General features: G+C 70.9%; 8 protein-coding genes, 1 tRNA gene and 1 pseudogene. 5 read left to right on the forward strand and 5 right to left on the reverse strand.

Annotated elements, in window-relative coordinates; genetic code table 11:
• Window positions 1–68: 68 nt before the first annotated feature.
• The 3 genes from J8J14_RS19755 to J8J14_RS19765 are packed head-to-tail and all read left to right on the forward strand — an operon-like array spanning window position 69 to window position 10,916.
• Entirely contained in the window at window positions 69–4,664 is a 4,596-nt protein-coding gene (locus J8J14_RS19755; RefSeq protein ID WP_209381277.1) for a glycosyltransferase, read from the forward strand.
• A 46-nt stretch (window positions 4,665–4,710) separates the two neighbouring features.
• Complete coding sequence (locus J8J14_RS19760; RefSeq protein ID WP_209381278.1) at window positions 4,711–8,145, forward strand: glycosyltransferase; 3,435 nt, start codon at window positions 4,711–4,713, stop codon at window positions 8,143–8,145.
• A gap of 53 nt (window positions 8,146–8,198) precedes the next feature.
• Complete coding sequence (locus J8J14_RS19765; protein ID WP_209381279.1) at window positions 8,199–10,916, forward strand: class I SAM-dependent methyltransferase; 2,718 nt, start codon at window positions 8,199–8,201, stop codon at window positions 10,914–10,916.
• A gap of 24 nt (window positions 10,917–10,940) precedes the next feature.
• Here the strand turns inward: J8J14_RS19765 and J8J14_RS19770 are convergent, their stop codons facing one another.
• On the reverse strand, window positions 10,941–11,789 hold the full coding sequence (locus tag J8J14_RS19770; protein WP_209381280.1) for a glycosyltransferase family 2 protein: 849 nt from the start codon (window positions 11,787–11,789) through the stop codon (window positions 10,941–10,943).
• A 304-nt stretch (window positions 11,790–12,093) separates the two neighbouring features.
• Here J8J14_RS19770 and selD point away from each other — a divergent pair, with 304 nt between their 5' ends.
• Both selD and J8J14_RS25655 read left to right on the forward strand, forming a co-directional pair.
• Window positions 12,094–12,810, forward strand: coding sequence for a selenide, water dikinase SelD (gene selD, locus J8J14_RS19775; protein WP_342452493.1), 717 nt, complete (start codon window positions 12,094–12,096; stop codon window positions 12,808–12,810).
• Window positions 12,811–13,140, forward strand: coding sequence for a hypothetical protein (locus J8J14_RS25655; RefSeq protein ID WP_342452494.1), 330 nt, complete (start codon window positions 12,811–12,813; stop codon window positions 13,138–13,140). It begins immediately after the preceding gene.
• A 108-nt stretch (window positions 13,141–13,248) separates the two neighbouring features.
• Here J8J14_RS25655 and J8J14_RS19780 read toward each other — a convergent pair.
• The 4 genes and pseudogenes from J8J14_RS19780 to J8J14_RS19795 form a co-directional block, all read right to left on the reverse strand.
• A tRNA-Sec gene (locus tag J8J14_RS19780) sits at window positions 13,249–13,344 on the reverse strand.
• 63 nt (window positions 13,345–13,407) lie between these two features.
• Window positions 13,408–15,513, reverse strand: a pseudogene (gene selB / locus J8J14_RS19785) (selenocysteine-specific translation elongation factor); the annotation flags it as partial.
• A 171-nt stretch (window positions 15,514–15,684) separates the two neighbouring features.
• Entirely contained in the window at window positions 15,685–17,073 is a 1,389-nt protein-coding gene (gene selA / locus J8J14_RS19790) for an L-seryl-tRNA(Sec) selenium transferase (RefSeq protein ID WP_342452495.1), read from the reverse strand.
• 3 nt (window positions 17,074–17,076) lie between these two features.
• Complete coding sequence (locus J8J14_RS19795) at window positions 17,077–17,397, reverse strand: hypothetical protein (protein ID WP_209381281.1); 321 nt, start codon at window positions 17,395–17,397, stop codon at window positions 17,077–17,079.
• Window positions 17,398–17,580 lie beyond the last annotated feature (183 nt).

Here is a 17,580-nt window from a genome sequence, read left to right on the forward strand (position 1 = left end):
ACCTCGCCTGGCTTGCATGGGCGCGGCCGTGCAGGCCCGCGAATGTCGCGATGGGACGAGGCGGGGAGATGATTCAGGGCCACATCGAGGTCTTTGCCCGGCATGGTAACCACCTGCATGTCGCGGGCTGGCTCCGTGCGCCGGAGGAGCGCCTCGCCGCCGAGCTGCCGCGCCTCGTCATCTTCTCGGGTGCGGAACGCTGGGAGTTCCCGCTGCGTCGCCTGCGGCCACGGCGCGACCTGCCGCAGGAAAAGGACTGGCCGGCAGGATATGGCTTCCAGCTCCTGCTGAAGGCACCCCCTTCCGGGGAATCCTCCACGGCATCGCTTCTGCTCGGCGGGGAAAGCGTGGCGCTCACCCCCGCCCCGCTGCGGGAGACGCGCTTCAAGCCGCGGGGCGGGATGGATGCGCCGGATGGGCGCGGCATTCGCGGCTGGGTCTTCCAGCCACCTGGCGAGGTGGCGGAACTCGGCGTTGATGGCCATGCCATTCCCCTCGTCCCGGATCTGCACCGGCCGGACCTCCCTTTCGACGATGGGTCCGAGACACCGCATCTCGGCTTCGAGCTTTCGCTCGACGCCCTGTTGGCCCTGCTCCGCGAGAATGCGCCCGCGCTCAACCTGCTGGACGGCCAGGCGCATGAGCTGGTGCTGCGCGCCTGCGGCACCGAGCTGGCACGCCGCAGCGCCAGCTTCGATCCCGGCATGCTCACCCGCTCCTTCCGGCGTGATCCGCGCTTCGGCGGCCATGTCGAGGTCTTCGCCCAGGAGGGCAACCGCCTCTACGTCGCCGGATGGTTCCGCGCGCCCGATTCGATGCTGGCGGAAGAGCCGGCGCGCCTCCGGATCGCCTGGGGCGAGACACGGCGCGAGATGCCAATGCGGCGCCTGCGGGAACGGCGCGACCTTCCGGCGCAGGACGATCGTCCGGCGGGCCGCGGATTCCAGGTGCTGATCGATGCGCCCGCATCCGCCGGCCCCGCAACAGCCCTCCTCCTCGCCGGGGAGGAGGTGGTGCCGCTTACGCCCGCCCAGCTGGAACCCGGCCCTTTCCAGCCTCGCGGCGGGATGGACAACCCGGACAGGGACGGGATCCGTGGCTGGGTGGTGGACCTGTCCGGGCGGCAACCCAGCATCCAGCTGGAGGGCAGCCACCCGATCCCTCTGTCACTCGACCTGCACCGCCCTGACCTGTTCTTTGATGACGGCACGGAGCAGCCGCTCTTCGGCTTCCACCTGCCGCTCGAGGTTCTCGCCGCCGCGCTGCGCCAGGCCCGGCCCGATGCCGCCCTGTTCGACGGCCGCTCGCGGGAACTCATCCTTACCGCCTCCGGTACGGAGCTGGCGCGCCGCAGCCTGGCGGTCAGGCTGGACATGATGGGCATGCTCGAACGCAGTTCGGACGGCGAGGCGGTAGGCTGGCTGGCCGAACCTGGGCGTCCGCTGGCGTCGCAGCAGGTGGACATCGTGCTGGATGGCACGCGCTGGGCTTCGGTGGACGCATCCATTCCGCGTCCGGACCTTGCGAAGCACAGCATCGCCCTGCGCGGCGGCGGGTTCCGCGTCGCGCTGCCCAGCCTCCACCCTGGGGAGGGCGGCCCGCTGCCCATCGCCGCCGTGCCGCGCCATGGCACGGACCCCATCCCCGGCGCCACGGTGCTGGAGGACCTTCCCCCCTGGCGCAAGGACCGCGGTGAGGTCGCCTGGCGCCTGCCCGTGGATGGCGACCCGCCGATGGCCATCGTCATTCCCATCCACAACGCCGCGGCGGAGCTGGAGCGTTGCGTGGAGAGCGTCCTCCGCCACACCACCGGCACCGCGCGCCTGATCCTGGTGGATGACGCCAGCCCCGACCCCGCCGTGGGCTCCCTGCTCCGCCGGTGGCAGGAGATCCCGGGCGTGGAGATCCACCGCAACGTGGAGAATCTCGGCTTCACCCGCAGCGCCAACCGGGGCATCGAACTCGCCGGGCGGGATGACGTGGTGCTGCTGAATTCCGACACGGAGGTCGGGCCGGGCTGGCTGGACGGGCTGCGCGCCGCGGCCCATTCCGGCCCGCGCACCGGCACGGCTACCGCCCTGTCGAACAATGCCGGCGTCGTCTCGGTGCCCGAGTTCAACACGGCCAACGCCCTGCCGCCCTGGCTCGCGGTGGAGGACATGGCGCGGCTGGTACGCGGCGCCGCGCTTTCACTCTACCCCGCCGTGCCAACGGGCCACGGCTTCTGCCTCTATCTCCGTCGCAACATGCTGGACGAGGTCGGCCTACTGGACGCGGAGGCCTTCCCGCGCGGCTATGGCGAGGAGAACGATCTCTGCATGCGTGCCCTGCGCGCGGGGTTCGAGAATGTGGTCGATGACCGCAGCTACGTATGGCACCAGCGCTCCGCCTCCTTCGGCGCGGAGAAGGCGGCGCTGATCGCATCGGCACGCGGTGTGCTGGACGAGCGCTACCCCGAATATCGCACGATGATCCGCATGTTCGAAGGCGATCCGGCCATGCTCGCCATGCGCTGGCGCGTGCGGCGCGCGCTCGATCGCACCAGGGCGGCAGGCAGCACGCCGCGCCCGCGACTTCTCTACGTGATCTCCACCGAAAGCGGCGGCACGCCCCAGACCAACCGCGACCTGATGGAGGCGCTGTCGGACCGCTACGAGCCCTGGGTGCTGCGCTGCGATTCCCGCAGCATCACCTTGTCCCGCCACCGCGCCTCCGGCGCGGAGCTGGTGGAGGCGCATCGCCTTGAACGCCCGATCGAGCCCGCCACCCACCGTTCCTCCGAATATGACCGCCTTATCGCCGACCTTCTGCTGCGGCATGGGTTCGAACTGGTCCATATCCGGCACATTGCCTGGCACGGCCTCGGGCTCACCGGGATCTGCCGGCGCCTCAACCTGCCCGTGGTCTTCTCCTTCCACGATTTCTACACGGTCTGTCCCGTGACGAAGCTGCTGGATGCGGAGGGGAGGTTCTGCGCCGGCCCCTGCACGCCGGGCGAGGCGGATTGCACCGCGGAGCTGTGGAACGCGGAGGCCATGCCGCCGCTGCGCCATCGCTTCGTCCATCGATGGCAGGAAATGATGGGCGGGATGCTGGAGGCCTGCGACGCCTTCGTCACCACCTCCCCCAGCGCCAGGACCACGCTGCTGGCCAACTTCCCCTTCCTGGCCGAGCGCGACTTCCGCGTCATTCCGCATGGCCGCAGCTTCGCGCGCATGGAGATGCTGGGTGCGGAGCCAACGCTGGACGAGAAGCTGCGTGTCCTCGTTCCCGGCAATGTCTCCTCCTCCAAGGGCGGTGGCCTGGTCGCGGCCATGGCCGCGCTGGACCGCGGGCGGGAAGTAGAGTTCCACATCCTCGGCGCGGTGGATGCCAGCCTCGCCCGCGCACCCGGCATCGTGCTGCATGGCCGCTACGACCGCTCCGATTTCGCCGCTCATGTCGCGCGCATCCGGCCGCATCTCGGCGCCATCCTGTCGCTCTGGCCTGAAACCTACTGCCACACCCTGACGGAATGCTGGGCGACGGGGCTGCCCGTGATGGCCACCGCCCTTGGCGCCCTGGCCGAGCGCCTGGCCGAGCATCCCGGCGGATGGCTCGTGGACCGCTGGATGGAACCAGAGGCCATGCTCGCCCTGCTGCACCGGCTGCGCCGTGCCCCGGGCGAGCTGCGCGCCCGCCGCGACGCCGTGCTGGACTGGCAGGCCACCACTGGCCGGCACCGCGATGCAACCGCCATGGCCGTGGAATACGACCGACTCTACCGCCAGGTCCTCGCCCGCAGCCGCGCCTTCCGCACGGAAGCCTTGGCGCCCCGCGTGGTGCTGACCCTGGGCAGGCACGGCGGCGCGCTGCCCACGCCGCTTGCTGTCGCCACGCGCAACTTTGTCTCCCGCCCCTTCATCTTCCGTGCGGTCACGCCCTCCTTCCCCTTCGGTCATCCCGCCACAGGCACAGCCGATGCGGTGCTGGTGGAGCCGGATGCCCTGCCGCCCGGCGACCTGGAGAGAATGCGCCGCCGCTGCGCCGCCGCCGGCCTGCCTGTCATCGAGGCCGGAGGGGGCGCAGGGGGCGTCGCGACCGGCCTCGGGCTTGATCCCGCGCGCTGGCTGGCCGAGGAGCGCGCCGCGCCACCCCCACCAGCCGAGGCCGATGCCCCGGCCAGGATTCTCTATCTCGCCGATCCGGACGACGTGCTCCTCCCGGCGCTCCGGCCTGTTTTCGAGGATCTGAAAGCGCTCGGCGTCGCCACCCTGCATGTGCTGGGGGCGCCCGCGTCCGAGGAGGACTGGTACCAGCCCCTCCAGCCGGCCGGGGATGATGCAGTCGCAACGCTCCGGCAGGCTGCGCCCGCCCACCAGATCGGGCTGGCCCGGCCCGGCCAGGCCATGCTGGCGCTGCAGGCCCTCGGCCTGCCCGTGCTGCCCATCCCGCCCACCCTGTCGGCGGAGGACCCGGGGATAGCCGGGCGGGCGCAGGATGAGTTGCTGCGCGCCCTGGCCGAACTGGCCGCCGACAAGCGCCGGCGAGAGGGAATGGCGAAGGAAGCCACCCGTGCTGCACGCGCCGCGATCCTGCACGCGCGACCGGGCCGAGATCTCGACGCCGCGCTGGCGGAGCGCCTGGCCGAGGCGCGGCCCCAGCCCGCGCTGGCCGACGCATGATCGCCAGGCCGGTTCCCGCCAACGCTGGCGCGAGCAGGAGCGGCGCTTGAGCAGCGCTTCCTCCCTTCCCCCCCGCGGCCGGATCGATGGCATCCTCGATGGCCGGCTGCGCGGCTGGCTCTGGGATCCCGCGCGCCCCGAAGAGGTGCTGACGGCGGAGATCCTGGTGGATGGGGAGCCCGTGGCGAGTCTTCCCGCCGCCCTGCGGCGGGGGGATTTGCAACGCGCCGGTATCGGCAACGGAGCCCATGGCTTCGACTGGCGCCTGCCCCCCGCTCTCTCCGCCAGGGGCGACATCCGCGTGTCGCTTCGCACGCGGATCGGCGGCCAGCTGCTGGTCCTGGATCAGCGCGACATCCCCGCGGCGGAGCACCAGGCCATCATGGGGCGGCTTGAGGAGCCGCGGCGCGGAAGGCTGGTCGGCTGGGCCTATGATCCGGCACATCCCGCACGGCATCTCCGCGTCACGCTCCAGCTGCCCGACGGTGCCTCCATTCCCGTCCTGGCGAATCGCCGCCGCGGCGATCTGCAGCGCGCCGGGATCGGCGATGGCTCCCATGGGTTCGAGATACCCCTCACCGCCCTTCCGCTGGATGGCATGCAGGAGTTGGAGGTCTCGGCGGTCGTGCGCGATGGCGGGGCGGAGCGCCTGATCGGCAGGCGCCGCCTCACGCCTTCGGCGGATCTGCTCTGCGACCTTGCCGAGGCCGCGATGATCCTCGGGCGCTACGAGGAGGCCGAGGAGCGCCTGGTAAAGGCTGCCACCTTGGATCCGGCCTCCCCACGGCCGCATCTCACCCTCGCGGAGCTGCATGAGGGGCAGGCGGACGCCACCTCCGCCATCGCCGCCCTTTCACAGGCGCTGACGCGCGCCCCTGCCGCAGAGCAGGACCTCATCCGCGAAAGGCTGGGCGAGTTGCGGCGCCGGCAGGCCGTGCAGAGCGTGCCAGCCCTGCAGCACTGGCCGGCCACGCATCCCCGCACCATGCCGGAAGGGCCGCGCATCGGCGTCATCTCCTGGGACCTGGCGCACAACCCGCTGGGGCGGGCCTGGGTGCTGGCGGAGCTTGGCGCCCATCTCGGCCCAACCGAGATCGTCGGCCCGCTGTTCCCGGCCTTCGGCACCTCGCTCTGGGCACCGCTGCGGGACAGTGATCGCGGCCTGTCCATCAGCGGCTACATGGCCGATGGCTTCGCCAGCTTCGTGAACGGCGCCATCCGGCTGGTGCTGGACCATCCCTGCGACATCGCGTGGGTCTGCAAGCCTCGCTTCCCCGGGTTGTTCATCGGGCTGCTGCAACGGCTGATCCACGGCGCCCGCATCCTGGTCGATATCGACGACGACGAGCTGGCATTCGTGCATGCCGAGGAGCCGCTGACCCTCGACACCTTCCTCGCGGAAAGCGGCCCCGAGGACTGGAAAGATCCCTACGGGACGCGCTGGACCCGGCTTGCCCAGTCGATGATCGGCTGGGGCGATGCCGTCACGGTCTGCAACCCGGTGCTGCAGGCCCGCCATGGCGGCATCATCATCCGGCATGCACGCGACGAGGCGGCCTATGACCCCGCGCGAATCGACCGCCAGGCGGTGCGGGCGGAGTTCGGCTTCGGGGAGGACGACAAGGTCGTGCTCTTCCTCGGCACGCCGCGCCGGCACAAGGGGCTGATCGAAGTTGCGGAGGCGCTACGGGAGTTGGGCGACCCGCGCGTGGTGCTCTGCATCATCGGGACCATCGCGGACCGCGAGCTCCGCGGCCGCCTGCTGGGCTTCGGGGGATTGCGGGTTTCCCTGCATCCCGACCAGCCCTTCCGCCGCGCGGCAGAGCTGAACGCCATGGCCGACCTGGTTTGCCTGCTGCAGGATCCGGAAAGCCCGATCGCGCAGAGCCAGACCCCGGCGAAGCTGACCGACGCGCTCGCCGTCGGTACCCCCGTTCTGGCCCGCGCGGCCCCGCCGCTGAACGACCTGCTGCCCGGTGCCATGCAGGAAGGAGAGGATATCACCCAGGCGCTGCGCCGCGCGCTCGAGGCTGGGCGCGGCGCCGTGGACGGGCGCGCCGTCTTTCTGCAGGAGCTCTCCTACGCCGCCAACCTCCCGCGCGCGCGGGAGGCGCTCGAAGCCGCCCGGGCCGCGACGGACGGAGTGCCGCAAGGCTTCCTGCGGCTGCTGGCCCATCTGGACCAGCACATGCCCGGGCTGATCGAGCCCGATCTGACACGGCATCTCGGAGGCGCGATTCCCGCCTTCCCGCGCATCGGCAGGCTCGCCTCTCTCGAGGAGGGGATCAACATCGCCTTCTTCTGGAAGCAGAATGATTCCGGCCTTTACGGGCGCCGCCAGGACATGCTGCTCGAGCAACTGGAGCGACTGCCCTCGGTGCGCCGCATCCTGCATGTCGACGCGCCGATCTCGGCGGATAAGCTGGAAGCGATGTCCGGCTCTCGTGCGCCCAGCCAGCACCGCTTCGGCGCAGGCGCCACGCTGCAGCGCTTTCTCCGCCTGCAGGACCGCGGGAAGGTGCATCGCCGCGTCTTCCTGCATGCTGGGCGGAATGCCAGCGTGCTCGGCCAGCCCCTGCCGCACCGGGCGCTCTTTCCACAGGCCGTCGGACAATGGCTGCGGGAACTGGACATGACCTCGAACCTGCTTGCCTGGGTCTGCCCCGTCGTGCCGATGTTCCCGGAGGTGCAGGCGCGGCTCGGCTTTTCCTTCATCGTGTCGGACGTGATCGACGACCAGCGGCAATGGCCCATGCGCCCCGGCGCACGCGCCGAGATGGAAGCGAATTACCGCGCCACCTTCGCGGCCAGTGACCTGCTCCTCGCCAACTGTGCACCCGTGGCAGAATGGATGGAGGCCGAGGGCTTCCGTCCCCTGCTCGTGCCCAACGGGATGGAACTGCATGAGGGCGTGGAGGGCTGGCCCGTGCCATCCGCCCTTTCGGGCCTCCCGCGCCCCATCATCGGCTATGCCGGCAACCTGCAGGACCGCGTGGACTGGGAGCTTATCGCCGGGCTGGCCGATGCCCGGCCCGGCTGGTCCTTCGTGCTGATCGGCGCCACCCCGGGCGATACGCGGGCGGCGGAAGCAATGGCGCGTCCAAACATCCACGCGACCGGCGTGGTACCCTATGCGGAAGCCAAGGCGCATATCGCGGCTTTCGACGCGGCGATCATCCCGCATCTCCGCACCGGCCTTTCGGAGCGGATGAACCCGCTGAAGCTCTATGTGTATCGCAGCCTCGGCCTGCCCGTGGTCTCGACGCCCATCGCCAATCTGGAAGACCTGGCGGGGGAGATCCGCATCGCGGCGACGCCCGAGGACTTCCTCTCCGCTCTCGATGGGGCGCTGGAGGAGCGGCGCAGAGGGCGGATCTGGCCGGAGCCCGCCAGGATGCGCGCCCTGTCCTGGGAGTCCCGGATGCAGGCCATCATGGCGGGCTTGCGCGATGCCTTTGCCAGGAAGGGTGCCGCGCCATGAACCGGAAGGCAGCCCTGCATGCGCCCCCCCGCGGCAAGGATAGCGAGTTGCGGATGAACACCCGAACCCTGCCCGCGGCCGATTCCGGCGAGGCCCTGTCCGCGCATCGCTGCCCGATCTGCGGCGGCACGGAATTCAGCCCGTTCAACGGGCGCGAGATGGCACGCTGCGCCAGTTGCAAGGCGGTGGAGCGCAACCGGCTCCTCTGGATGCTGCTGCAGAAGATGGGCGTGCTGCGGACCGGCATGCGCGTGTTGCACATGGCTCCGGAGACGGGCATTGCGCGGCAACTGTGGGACCTGTGCGGGGACCGCTACCACCCCTCCGACATCGAACCGGAGCGCTACCGCAGCCGTTTCGTGCAGCTGCGCCCCATGGATCTCTGCACGGACCTGCAGAAGCTTCCTTCGCGAAGCTTCGACCTGATCCTGCACAGCCATGTGCTGGAGCACCTGCCCTGCGATGTGGAAGCCGTGCTCGGGGAGATGGAGCGCATCCTGGCGCCGGGCGGACACCATTTCTTCTCCGTGCCCATCCGGGGCGACGCGACGCAGGAGGATCTGGACGAACGCCTCACGCCCGATGAGAGGCGCCGCCTCTTCGGCCAGGACGACCATATGCGGATCTTCGGGGCCACTGATCTGGTGGAGTTGCTGCAGCGTGTATGGGGCGACCAGAACCCGGTCATCGAGCCGCTCTCCCTGCTGACGCCCGAGGAACTGGCCAGCGCAGGGATTCCTGACGTCGCCTGGCGGGGCATCAGCGGCCATTCCGTGTTCCATCGCCAGCGGCCGGTCTGCTGGCCGCTCCGGATCCGGGCTGCATCCGTCCCCCCCGCTCCACTGGCCGGGCCGCATCCGCCACCGGTGGCAACCGGTGGCCCACGCCTGATCCTGGTGACGGGCGCGCGCCCTGCCGGGGTTACGCCGATGGAGCGCTGGCTGCGCTCGGCCAGATCCCATCTGCAGCCTTTGGGCGTGCAGGCCTGGCCGGCGGGCGAGGACCCCATGGCGACCCTGTTCGCCGGCTTCGGCACGCCGGAGCGCCTCGCAGGACAGGAGGGCTGGCTCCGCCGGGCGCAGGCACGCCCGGGCGGGCTCCGTTCCCCCGAGGCCGCGCGCGTGCGGCTTGATGCCTGGCTCGACAGCCTGGGCGAGGGAACGGGGCTGCTGCTGGCTGATGGCCTCTGGACCATGCAGCCCCCCGAGATTTCCGCCCTCGCCGGGCATCTGGCCGCAAGGCGGGTCCGCGCCAGCCTGCTGTGCTGGCTTCGCCCGCCGGCGGAGCAGATCGCCGCCATGCTGGAGGACCGGCTGCTGCGCGATCTCTCCCCCGATGCGCTGGGGCCCGGGATCGGCGCACGCTTCGCCCCCTCCTACAAGCGGCTGGATGCATGGCTCGGCAGCTTCGGCCCCCAGGCTGTGACGCTCTGCCTGTCGCCCGGGGAAGCACCGGAAGCCTGGCGGACGGCATTGGCCGGGCTCGGCATCGCCATTCCCGAAACGCCGCTCCGCGGCGCGGGCCCGGCCGAGCCGAAGCCATCTCTCACCGCGGCACGGGCGCTCCTCGCCCTGCGCAGGGGTGGGCCGGGCAGCGCGGCCCTGGAGAAGAGGCTGGCGCGGCTGGAGGGCGAGCCACTGGCCTTCCCGGAAGCTGTCTGGCGCCGCCTGGAACCCGTGCTGGCGCGCGAGATCGGCTACCTCGCCGGGCGCTTCGGCCTGGATCCCGCCGCCTTGCAGGGCGATGTGGCCGTCATCGACGACGCGGCCTTCCAGGCCTGGGATGCCGAGACGCTCCGTCGCCTGTGCCTCGCACTCGATCAGGAGCGGCCTGCCGGGCATGGGGACGCTACGACCGACGGGGAAAGGCAGCCGCCCTCTCCTTGCCCTCCCGAAGTCCATGCGCGAAGGCCCAGGCCCTTCGCGCCTGCCTGGCGCCGCAGGGCGAAACGAGCTGACCAATCGACAAGGAGAGCCCTCATGGCAGAAGCCGCCCCGGAGGCCGTGAAGGCCGGGCCCGAGAAGCGCGCGCCCCGCGAGGCGGCGGGCACAGGCAACTGGCCGGTCTCGCGCATCAACCTGGGCATGCGCGCCCTGCTGCGCGACAATCCCTGGCCTGAATTCGGCTATGGCGAGATCGAGCCCTTCCACCTCGCGCTGGACGGCAACGGGCGCGGTGGGCGGGAGCTCGTCACGGATATCATCAAGCAGCGCGAAGTCTCACTAATGGTGGAGATTGGATGCTTCCTCGGCGGCTCCACGCTCCAGTGGCTTCGCAGTTCGGAAAAGCTCACCGTCATCGGCGTCGATCCCTGGGACGATAACTGGGCGGCCTATATCGAGCGCATCGCGCAGGACCCGGTCCAGTCCCGCAGCCTCTGGCACCTGGGCGACGAGAAGATCGCCAGCATCGTGGCGGATATCCGGCGGCATGGAAGCTTCTGCGTCGCGATGAACAATCTGCGCCTCTACAAACAGCGCTTCTACCCCGTTCGGCGACGCTCGCCGGAGGCCCTGCACTACCTCCATGCCCGCGGCATCGTGCCCGAGCTGATCTACATCGATGCAGGCAAGCACCGCGAGGACCTGGACGCGGCCTTTGATCTCTTCCCGGACTCCATCCTCTGCGGCGACGACTGGCTCTGGCCTGACGCGACGGGCGTTCTGCGCATGCAGGAGCATGTGAAGGCCTTTGCCGCGGAAAAGGGATTCACGATCCAGGCCAACCGCCAGACCTGGCTGCTTCTTCCGCCCGAGAAGAAGGGCAAGTAGCCCTCCACCCCGGAAGAGGGCACCTCAGCCCAGGGCCCAGGCGCGGCGCAGATCGGACAGGTGGCGGCGCATCCGCGCCGTGGCCTGCTCCTCCGGCAGGAGGCGGCGGAGCAGGCAGTGCAGGGCCACCACCTCCGCATAATGCGCGGCGGCGCTGGCCGCGCCGGTAACGCTGCCGCCGTGCCGTCGGTGCCGGCTCAGCGGGCGTGCCACATAGTGCACGCGCGCATCCTCCCGCATCGCCTCCACATAGACCCGCCAGTCCCCCGCGAAGCGCCAGCGCGCTACCTCCTCCCTCAGCCGCGCAAAGGCCGCCCGCAGCGCCTCCGTGCGCCAGAGCACGGCGCTTGCGCTCACCACGAGGTTGCGCGGGGCAAGGCAGCGCCGAAGAAATTCGCCGGCGGGGAATGCCGCGTCGCGTTCCAGCACCGGGTCGCCCATCGCGGCGCTGTAGCGCTTGCCACTCTCCTCGATCACCTCGCCCTCCGGCCCGATCGCCGCGCTGTCGGCGAAGGCGAAGGCGGCAGCCGGGTCGGCGGCAAGCCGCTTCGCCAGGATCTCCGCCATGCCGGGCTCCGCAGTGTCGTCGGCCTCCGCGATCCAGAGATAGGGTGTCCTCGTCTCGGCCAGTCCCCGCGCCCATTGGCGCAGCACGGAACCTGAATTCAGCGGGTTCCGCAGCACCGAAACAGGACAGGCGAACTCGGCCAGCAACGGTTCCGCCACGGCCATGCTGTTGTCGGTGGATGCATCATCCAGAAAGGTCAGGCCGCCCAGCACCTCGCCCTGCGACGCAATGGAGGCGAGGCGCTCGGGAAGGTAGCGGGCGTAGTTGTAGTTCGGGACGACAACACCGACGGTTCCCCTCAGCATGGCTCAGCCATCCGCACGGCCAGTCCGCTTCCCGGCACGGATAGTTCCGTTCCTCGCAAGGGCATCTCTCCCCGGATTGTCGCGCGGCGGCTACTCCGCCGGACCGGCCCGGGGACGCGTGAGCCGCCATAGCCATCCCACCGGCACGGGGTGGCGGCACAAGGTATCGGCAGCCGTGCCGGATGCAACCTTCGCAGGCCGCCCCTCCCCGGCAGGGGATCAGGGCGTTGCAGCCCATCCCTTTCACAGCCAGGGGGCCAGCGCCATCTGCGGCGTCCCTGGGGCTAGAATGACGGACCACGACATGGACGCGCCGACCATCCGGCTCACAGAACTGACCCATGGGGGTGGGTGCGGGTGCAAGCTGGCCCCTGCCGTGCTGCAGAGCATCCTGGCCGACCAGCCCATGGCCGCTGGTTTCAGCCAGCTCCTGGTAGGCACGGAAACCGCCGATGACGCCGCGGTCTGGCAGGTGGACGAGAACCTCGCCGTCATCGCCACCACGGATTTCTTCACACCCATGGTGGATGCCCCGCGCGATTTCGGGCGCATCGCCGCCACAAACGCGATCTCCGACATCTACGCCATGGGCGGAAAGCCGATCATGGCGCTCGCCATCCTCGGCATCCCCGAGCGCAGGCTGGACGCTGCCATCGTGCGGGAAATCCTGCAGGGCGGTGCCTCCATCTGCGCGGAGGCGGGCATTCCCGTGGCGGGCGGCCATTCCATCAATTCCCCGGATCCTTTCTACGGCCTCGCGGTAACCGGCCTGGCGCGCCCGGACCGGATCCGGCGCAACAGCGGGGCAAGGCCCGGCGACGCGCTCATCCTCACCAAGGGCATCGGGGTCGGGATCTATTCCGCCGCCATCAGGAAGGGCGCCCTTCCCTCGGCCGCCTATGACGAGATGATCGCCTCCACCACGCTGCTGAACCGCATCGGCGCGGAATTGTCATCGGATCCCGCGGTGCACGGCATGACCGATGTCACCGGCTTCGGGTTGTTGGGGCATGCGCTGTAGATGGCGCGCGGCTCTGGCCTGCGGCTGACCCTCCGGCGCGAGGAGGTGCCCTTGCTCGCCCAGGCGAGGGCATTGGCCGAGCAGGGCTTCGTCACCGGCGCTTCCCACCGCAACTGGGACAGCTATGGCAGCTCGGTGGAGCTACCGGCGCATGGCACGGATGCGCAGCGCCTCCTGCTGACCGACCCGCAGACCTCGGGCGGGCTTCTTCTTGCCTGCGCCCCCGAGGCGGCGGACGAGCTGGTGCAGCGCATCCGCGCGGCCGGCTATCCGCTGGCACGCGATATCGGGACCGCGGCAGAGGGGATACCAGGGATCGCCGTGATCTGACGCGCGGCAAGGCAATTCGGGCGGAACGAACCGCCCTTCAGCCAAACGCCCTCGGTGCGGCTTTCCTGCCCTGGGGCAGCACGAGAAAGGTCAGAGGGGCCCGGACAGTGGCGGAAGAGAATGGGAGTCGAACCCACCCGGGACAGTCTCGCTGCCCCACCCGGACGTGACGTCCGGACGCCCCACCGGGGACGATTCTCCTCCAGCACCACTGGCTGCGGTGGGACCGAACAGGTCCGCCCGGTGCGGATTGATGCGCCGCAGGTCGCCCTGCCGCAAGGTGACACCATGCCTGTCGAAGAAGTCTAGGATCTGGATGGCCACCTTGCGCCCGTTGTCCATCCGGTCCCGGAAGGCAGCGGCCGTGATCCAGCCATCCGCCGCGGCGCTCTGCACATCCCGGGCGATGGCCACCATCTCGGCCGTGGTGGCGCGCAGGAAAAAGTGGTCCTGGGCGATCTGGTCCACGCGGCCCAGCCGGGCGCAGGCGCGCAGCAGACGCCGCAGATCCGCTTCCGGGTGATCGAGGAGGTGGGCGAAGTCCCGCACGCGGGGCGGCCGGAACCGCGCCTCCGCCCCCAGCAGCGGCGCGATACGCGCGTATAGCGCCTCGTCAGCCGGCTCCAGCCGCAACTCCTGGCCAGGCAGGCGCAGGAAGGCGCCTTCCAGCACCAGGTTGCCCGCCCGCGCCTCCCGCTCCAGCGCCGCCCGGAAAGCGGCGGCGGGCAGCCGGGGCTCGACGAGCATGCGCAGCCGCTCGCGCCCGACGCCCTGCTGGTCCGGGCTCTCCTCATAGAGCCGCGCAATCGTCCCGAGCAGTCCCTCACGGAACGCCGCCCAGCACCTTTCGGAAAGGGCATGTCGCAGCCCGCCGGCTTCCAGCACCACGGCCTCCGCCGCCTGCAGGATGCTTCTTCCTTCCTCGGCCGTCAGGGCGTGGTCGCGGGTGAAGCCGGTAACCTCCACCCAATAAGGAGGCACCTCCAGCAGCCGGGCGAAGGCCCGCGCCGGGGAGGCTTCGGACAGCGCCTCCAGCTGGGCCAGGCGCTCCGGCGTGCGCCGCTTGCGGGCCGGTGCCCGGATATCGAGGAAACGCCCGCCCCCGATGGTCCGCTGCGCCGAGACATCGCGGAGGATGAAGCGGTCACCGATGGCAGCCGCGATGGGGCGTTCCAGCACCAGCTGCACCCGGCCCCGGCCTCCTGGCGCAATCCCCTCCTCCAGCGGCACCAGCCGCACGCCCAGCTCCGCGCTCGCATGGTGCAGCCGCGCGGGGAACCAGTCGTCGATCGGCCGGGGTTCGCCTGCCAGCACGCGGAGCTCGGCATCGATCCGGTCGGCCGGCGCATGCAGCGCGGGGTCCAGCACCATGTCCCCGCGCGAGATGGCCTCCTTGCTGATCTCCTCGCCCGCCAGGCTCAGCGCACAGCGCTGCCCGGCCAGGCCGCGTTCGGCCGGGCGGTTCTGGGCATGGATGGACTGCACCCGCGCCGGGATGCCCCGCGGGCTGACCAGCACCTGGTCGCCCACCGCAACGGCACCGGACCGCACCATGCCCGTGACCACCGTGCCTGCGCCGGGGAGGTCGAAGCTGCGGTCCACCGAGAGCCGGAAGGCCCCGCGCCGATCCGGCGGCGGCGTCCCGGCCTGGGCTTTGTCGAGCGCCGCCTTCAGCGCCTCGATCCCTTCGCCGGTTCGGGCGGAAACAGCCAGGATCGGCGCCCCAGCCAGGGCCGTGCCGGCCAGCGCCGCCCGGATCTCGCCCGCCACGGCCTCGCGGCGCTCCGCAACGGCCAGGTCGGACTTGTTCAGCGCCACGATCCCCCGCCCGATGCCGAGCAGGTCGAGGATTGCCAGATGCTCGCGGGTCTGGGGCATCACGCCCTCGTCGGCGGCAACGACCAGCAGCGCGAAATCGATGCCTGTGGCCCCGGCCAGCATGGTGTGCGCGAAGCGCTCATGCCCCGGCACGTCCACGAAGCCCATGCGCTGCTCACCTTGGCCGAGATAGGCAAAGCCGAGATCCACGGTGATCGCGCGCGCCTTCTCCTCCTTCAGCCGGTCCGTGTCCACGCCGGTAAGAGCCTTCACGAGCGCGGTCTTGCCATGGCCGGCATGGCCGGCGGTGCCGATGATCATGCGGCCAACCCCGGCCGGGGTCGCACTGATCGCCGCGCTGCCCCTGCCATCCGCTCCGCCGGGAAGGCGGCCTGCACGGGGCCACGCCCCGGCCCGGCGCCGGCGCGACGCGCGGCGTCCGGCCCGGCCTGCCCATCGGCATCGCCCTGCCCCGCCGCCACCCACCACCAGTGCGCCGCCTCGGCCACACGCTGCTCCACGCCCATTGCGGGGCGATAAAGCGCTTCCAAACATGTCATGGCGGAGGCGATGCCTGCCTCGCCTGCCTTCATTGCGACCCGCCGCGCCCCGGCCGGGCCGGGCGCCATCGCCAGCCCCTCCCCACTCCACGGCTTCCAGGGTTCGCGGGCGGCGGCCATGGCCTCCGCCATCCGCCCCGGCGGCGGGGCGGGGCACCGGTCGTGGTCAGGCCAGCCCATGAGGGGCCCTCAGGGCGGAGAGGTTGGCGATGAAGCCCGCCTCGTCAGTCAGGCAGCGCAGGTCCAGCACCAGCGCGCCATCGCGCACATACCCGATCACCGGGCGCGGCAAGGCCCGGAAGGCAGCGGACAGGGCATCAAGATCCCGCCCACGCGGGGCGGTGATGCGAAGGCCGGCGCTGGGCAAGGTGTCCAGCGGCAAGGCCCCGGACCCGATCTGGCTGCGGCACTCGCACAGGGCCACCCCGAAGCCGGCGGGCAGCGCGGCGGCCAGATGCGGCTCCACCCGCCGCGCCAGCGCCTCGATCTCCACCACCTTGCGGGACAGCAACGCAAGGGTGGGCAGCCGCTTCGCCAGCCGGTCCGGGTCACGGTAGAGCTTCAGCGTCGCGGCCAGGGCGGCGATGCGCACCTTATCCACCCGCAGGGCGCGCTTCATCGGGTTGCGGTTGATCGCCGCGATGAGATCCTTCCGGCCAACGATGAAGCCGGCCTGCGGCCCGCCCAGCAACTTGTCCCCGGAGAAGGTGACAAGATCGGCCCCCTCCTCCACCGCCTCTCGCACCGTCGGCTCCCTTTTCAGCCCCCAGCGCGACAGATTGAGCAGCGTTCCGGAGCCGAGGTCGTTCAGCAGGGGCACCCCGCCTTCACGGGCGATGGCCGCCAGCGCGGCGCCGGCCACTTCCGCGGTGAAGCCCTCGATCCGGTAGTTGGAGGTGTGGACCTTCAGCACCAGCCCCGTCTCCGGGCCAAGGGCGGTGCGGTAATCCCCGGGATGGGTGCGGTTGGTGGTGCCCACCTCCACCAGCCTCACCCCGGCGCGCGCCATGATGTCCGGCATGCGGAAGGCGCCGCCGATCTCGATCAGCTCCCCGCGGGACACGATCGCTTCGCGTCCCTGGCCCAGCGTATTGAGCGCGATCAGCACCGCGGCAGCGTTGTTGTTGACGAGGGTGGCGTCCTCCGCCCCGGTCAGTTCGCAGAGGATTTCCCGGAGATGGCCGTCGCGCTCCCCGCGCCGCCCCGTCTCCAGGTCGAACTCCAGGGCGGCCGCATCCCGCATGGCCGCGACGGCTGCCTCGATGGCCGCCTCGGCCAGAAGCGCCCGGCCGAGATTGGTGTGCAGCACCGTACCGGTGAGGTTGAACAGGGGCCGGAGCGCGTCGCGGTGGCGCCGCTCCAGCGCGTCCCGCGCCATGGCCGCCACGTCCGCGGCGCCTGGCAAGGCACCGCCGGCCGCACGGGCCTCGGCCAGGGCCGCGCGGATGGCGTCCACTGCCTCGCTCCGCCCGAAGCGCTCCACCAGTGCCGCTGCCGCCGCCAGCCCGAGAACACGATCCACCGATGGGAGCGCGCGCAGCGGCGCCTTCGCCACGATTCAGTGCACCGGACGGAAAAAATCGAAGCCCGCGCCCCGGTTCTGCGACCTGCCGCAGCGTCGGGTGAGGAAGCAAAAGGCGGGTACGGCGCCGCTTCCCACCGCCCGGACCTCGAACCGCGCCGCCCCTCGCATGGACAGGCCCGGCGGATTGGGCAGGCTGGCGAAGGTGGCCCCCATGAGCCGCCCGGTCGCAGGAAGATCGGGCTGCACGCTGCTGGATCCGGTCATGTCACCTCGGCAGGCCGGACCGGCCACGCCGCCATGGAAGGGTTGCTCGGCCAAGCCGATCTTCGGCTTGCCCGTCAGCTCCCGCAACATCGGCGGAGGCAGCGCCAGGATCCACCGCCAATCAACGGGCCCGCGTCATCGCCCGGAGCGGACCGCAGGTCCAGATCCCGAAGTCAGGCCAAACATAAAAAGGCGGACGATCAGCACTGCGCCAATGAGGCCGCGGAGCAGCAACAAGGGGAGGTCCCGTGCCGCCCTGGGCTTGCCCCCCCG

This window comes from Pararoseomonas baculiformis, from assembly GCF_017813395.1.
GTDB classification, from domain to species: Bacteria; Pseudomonadota; Alphaproteobacteria; order Acetobacterales; family Acetobacteraceae; genus Roseomonas; species Roseomonas baculiformis.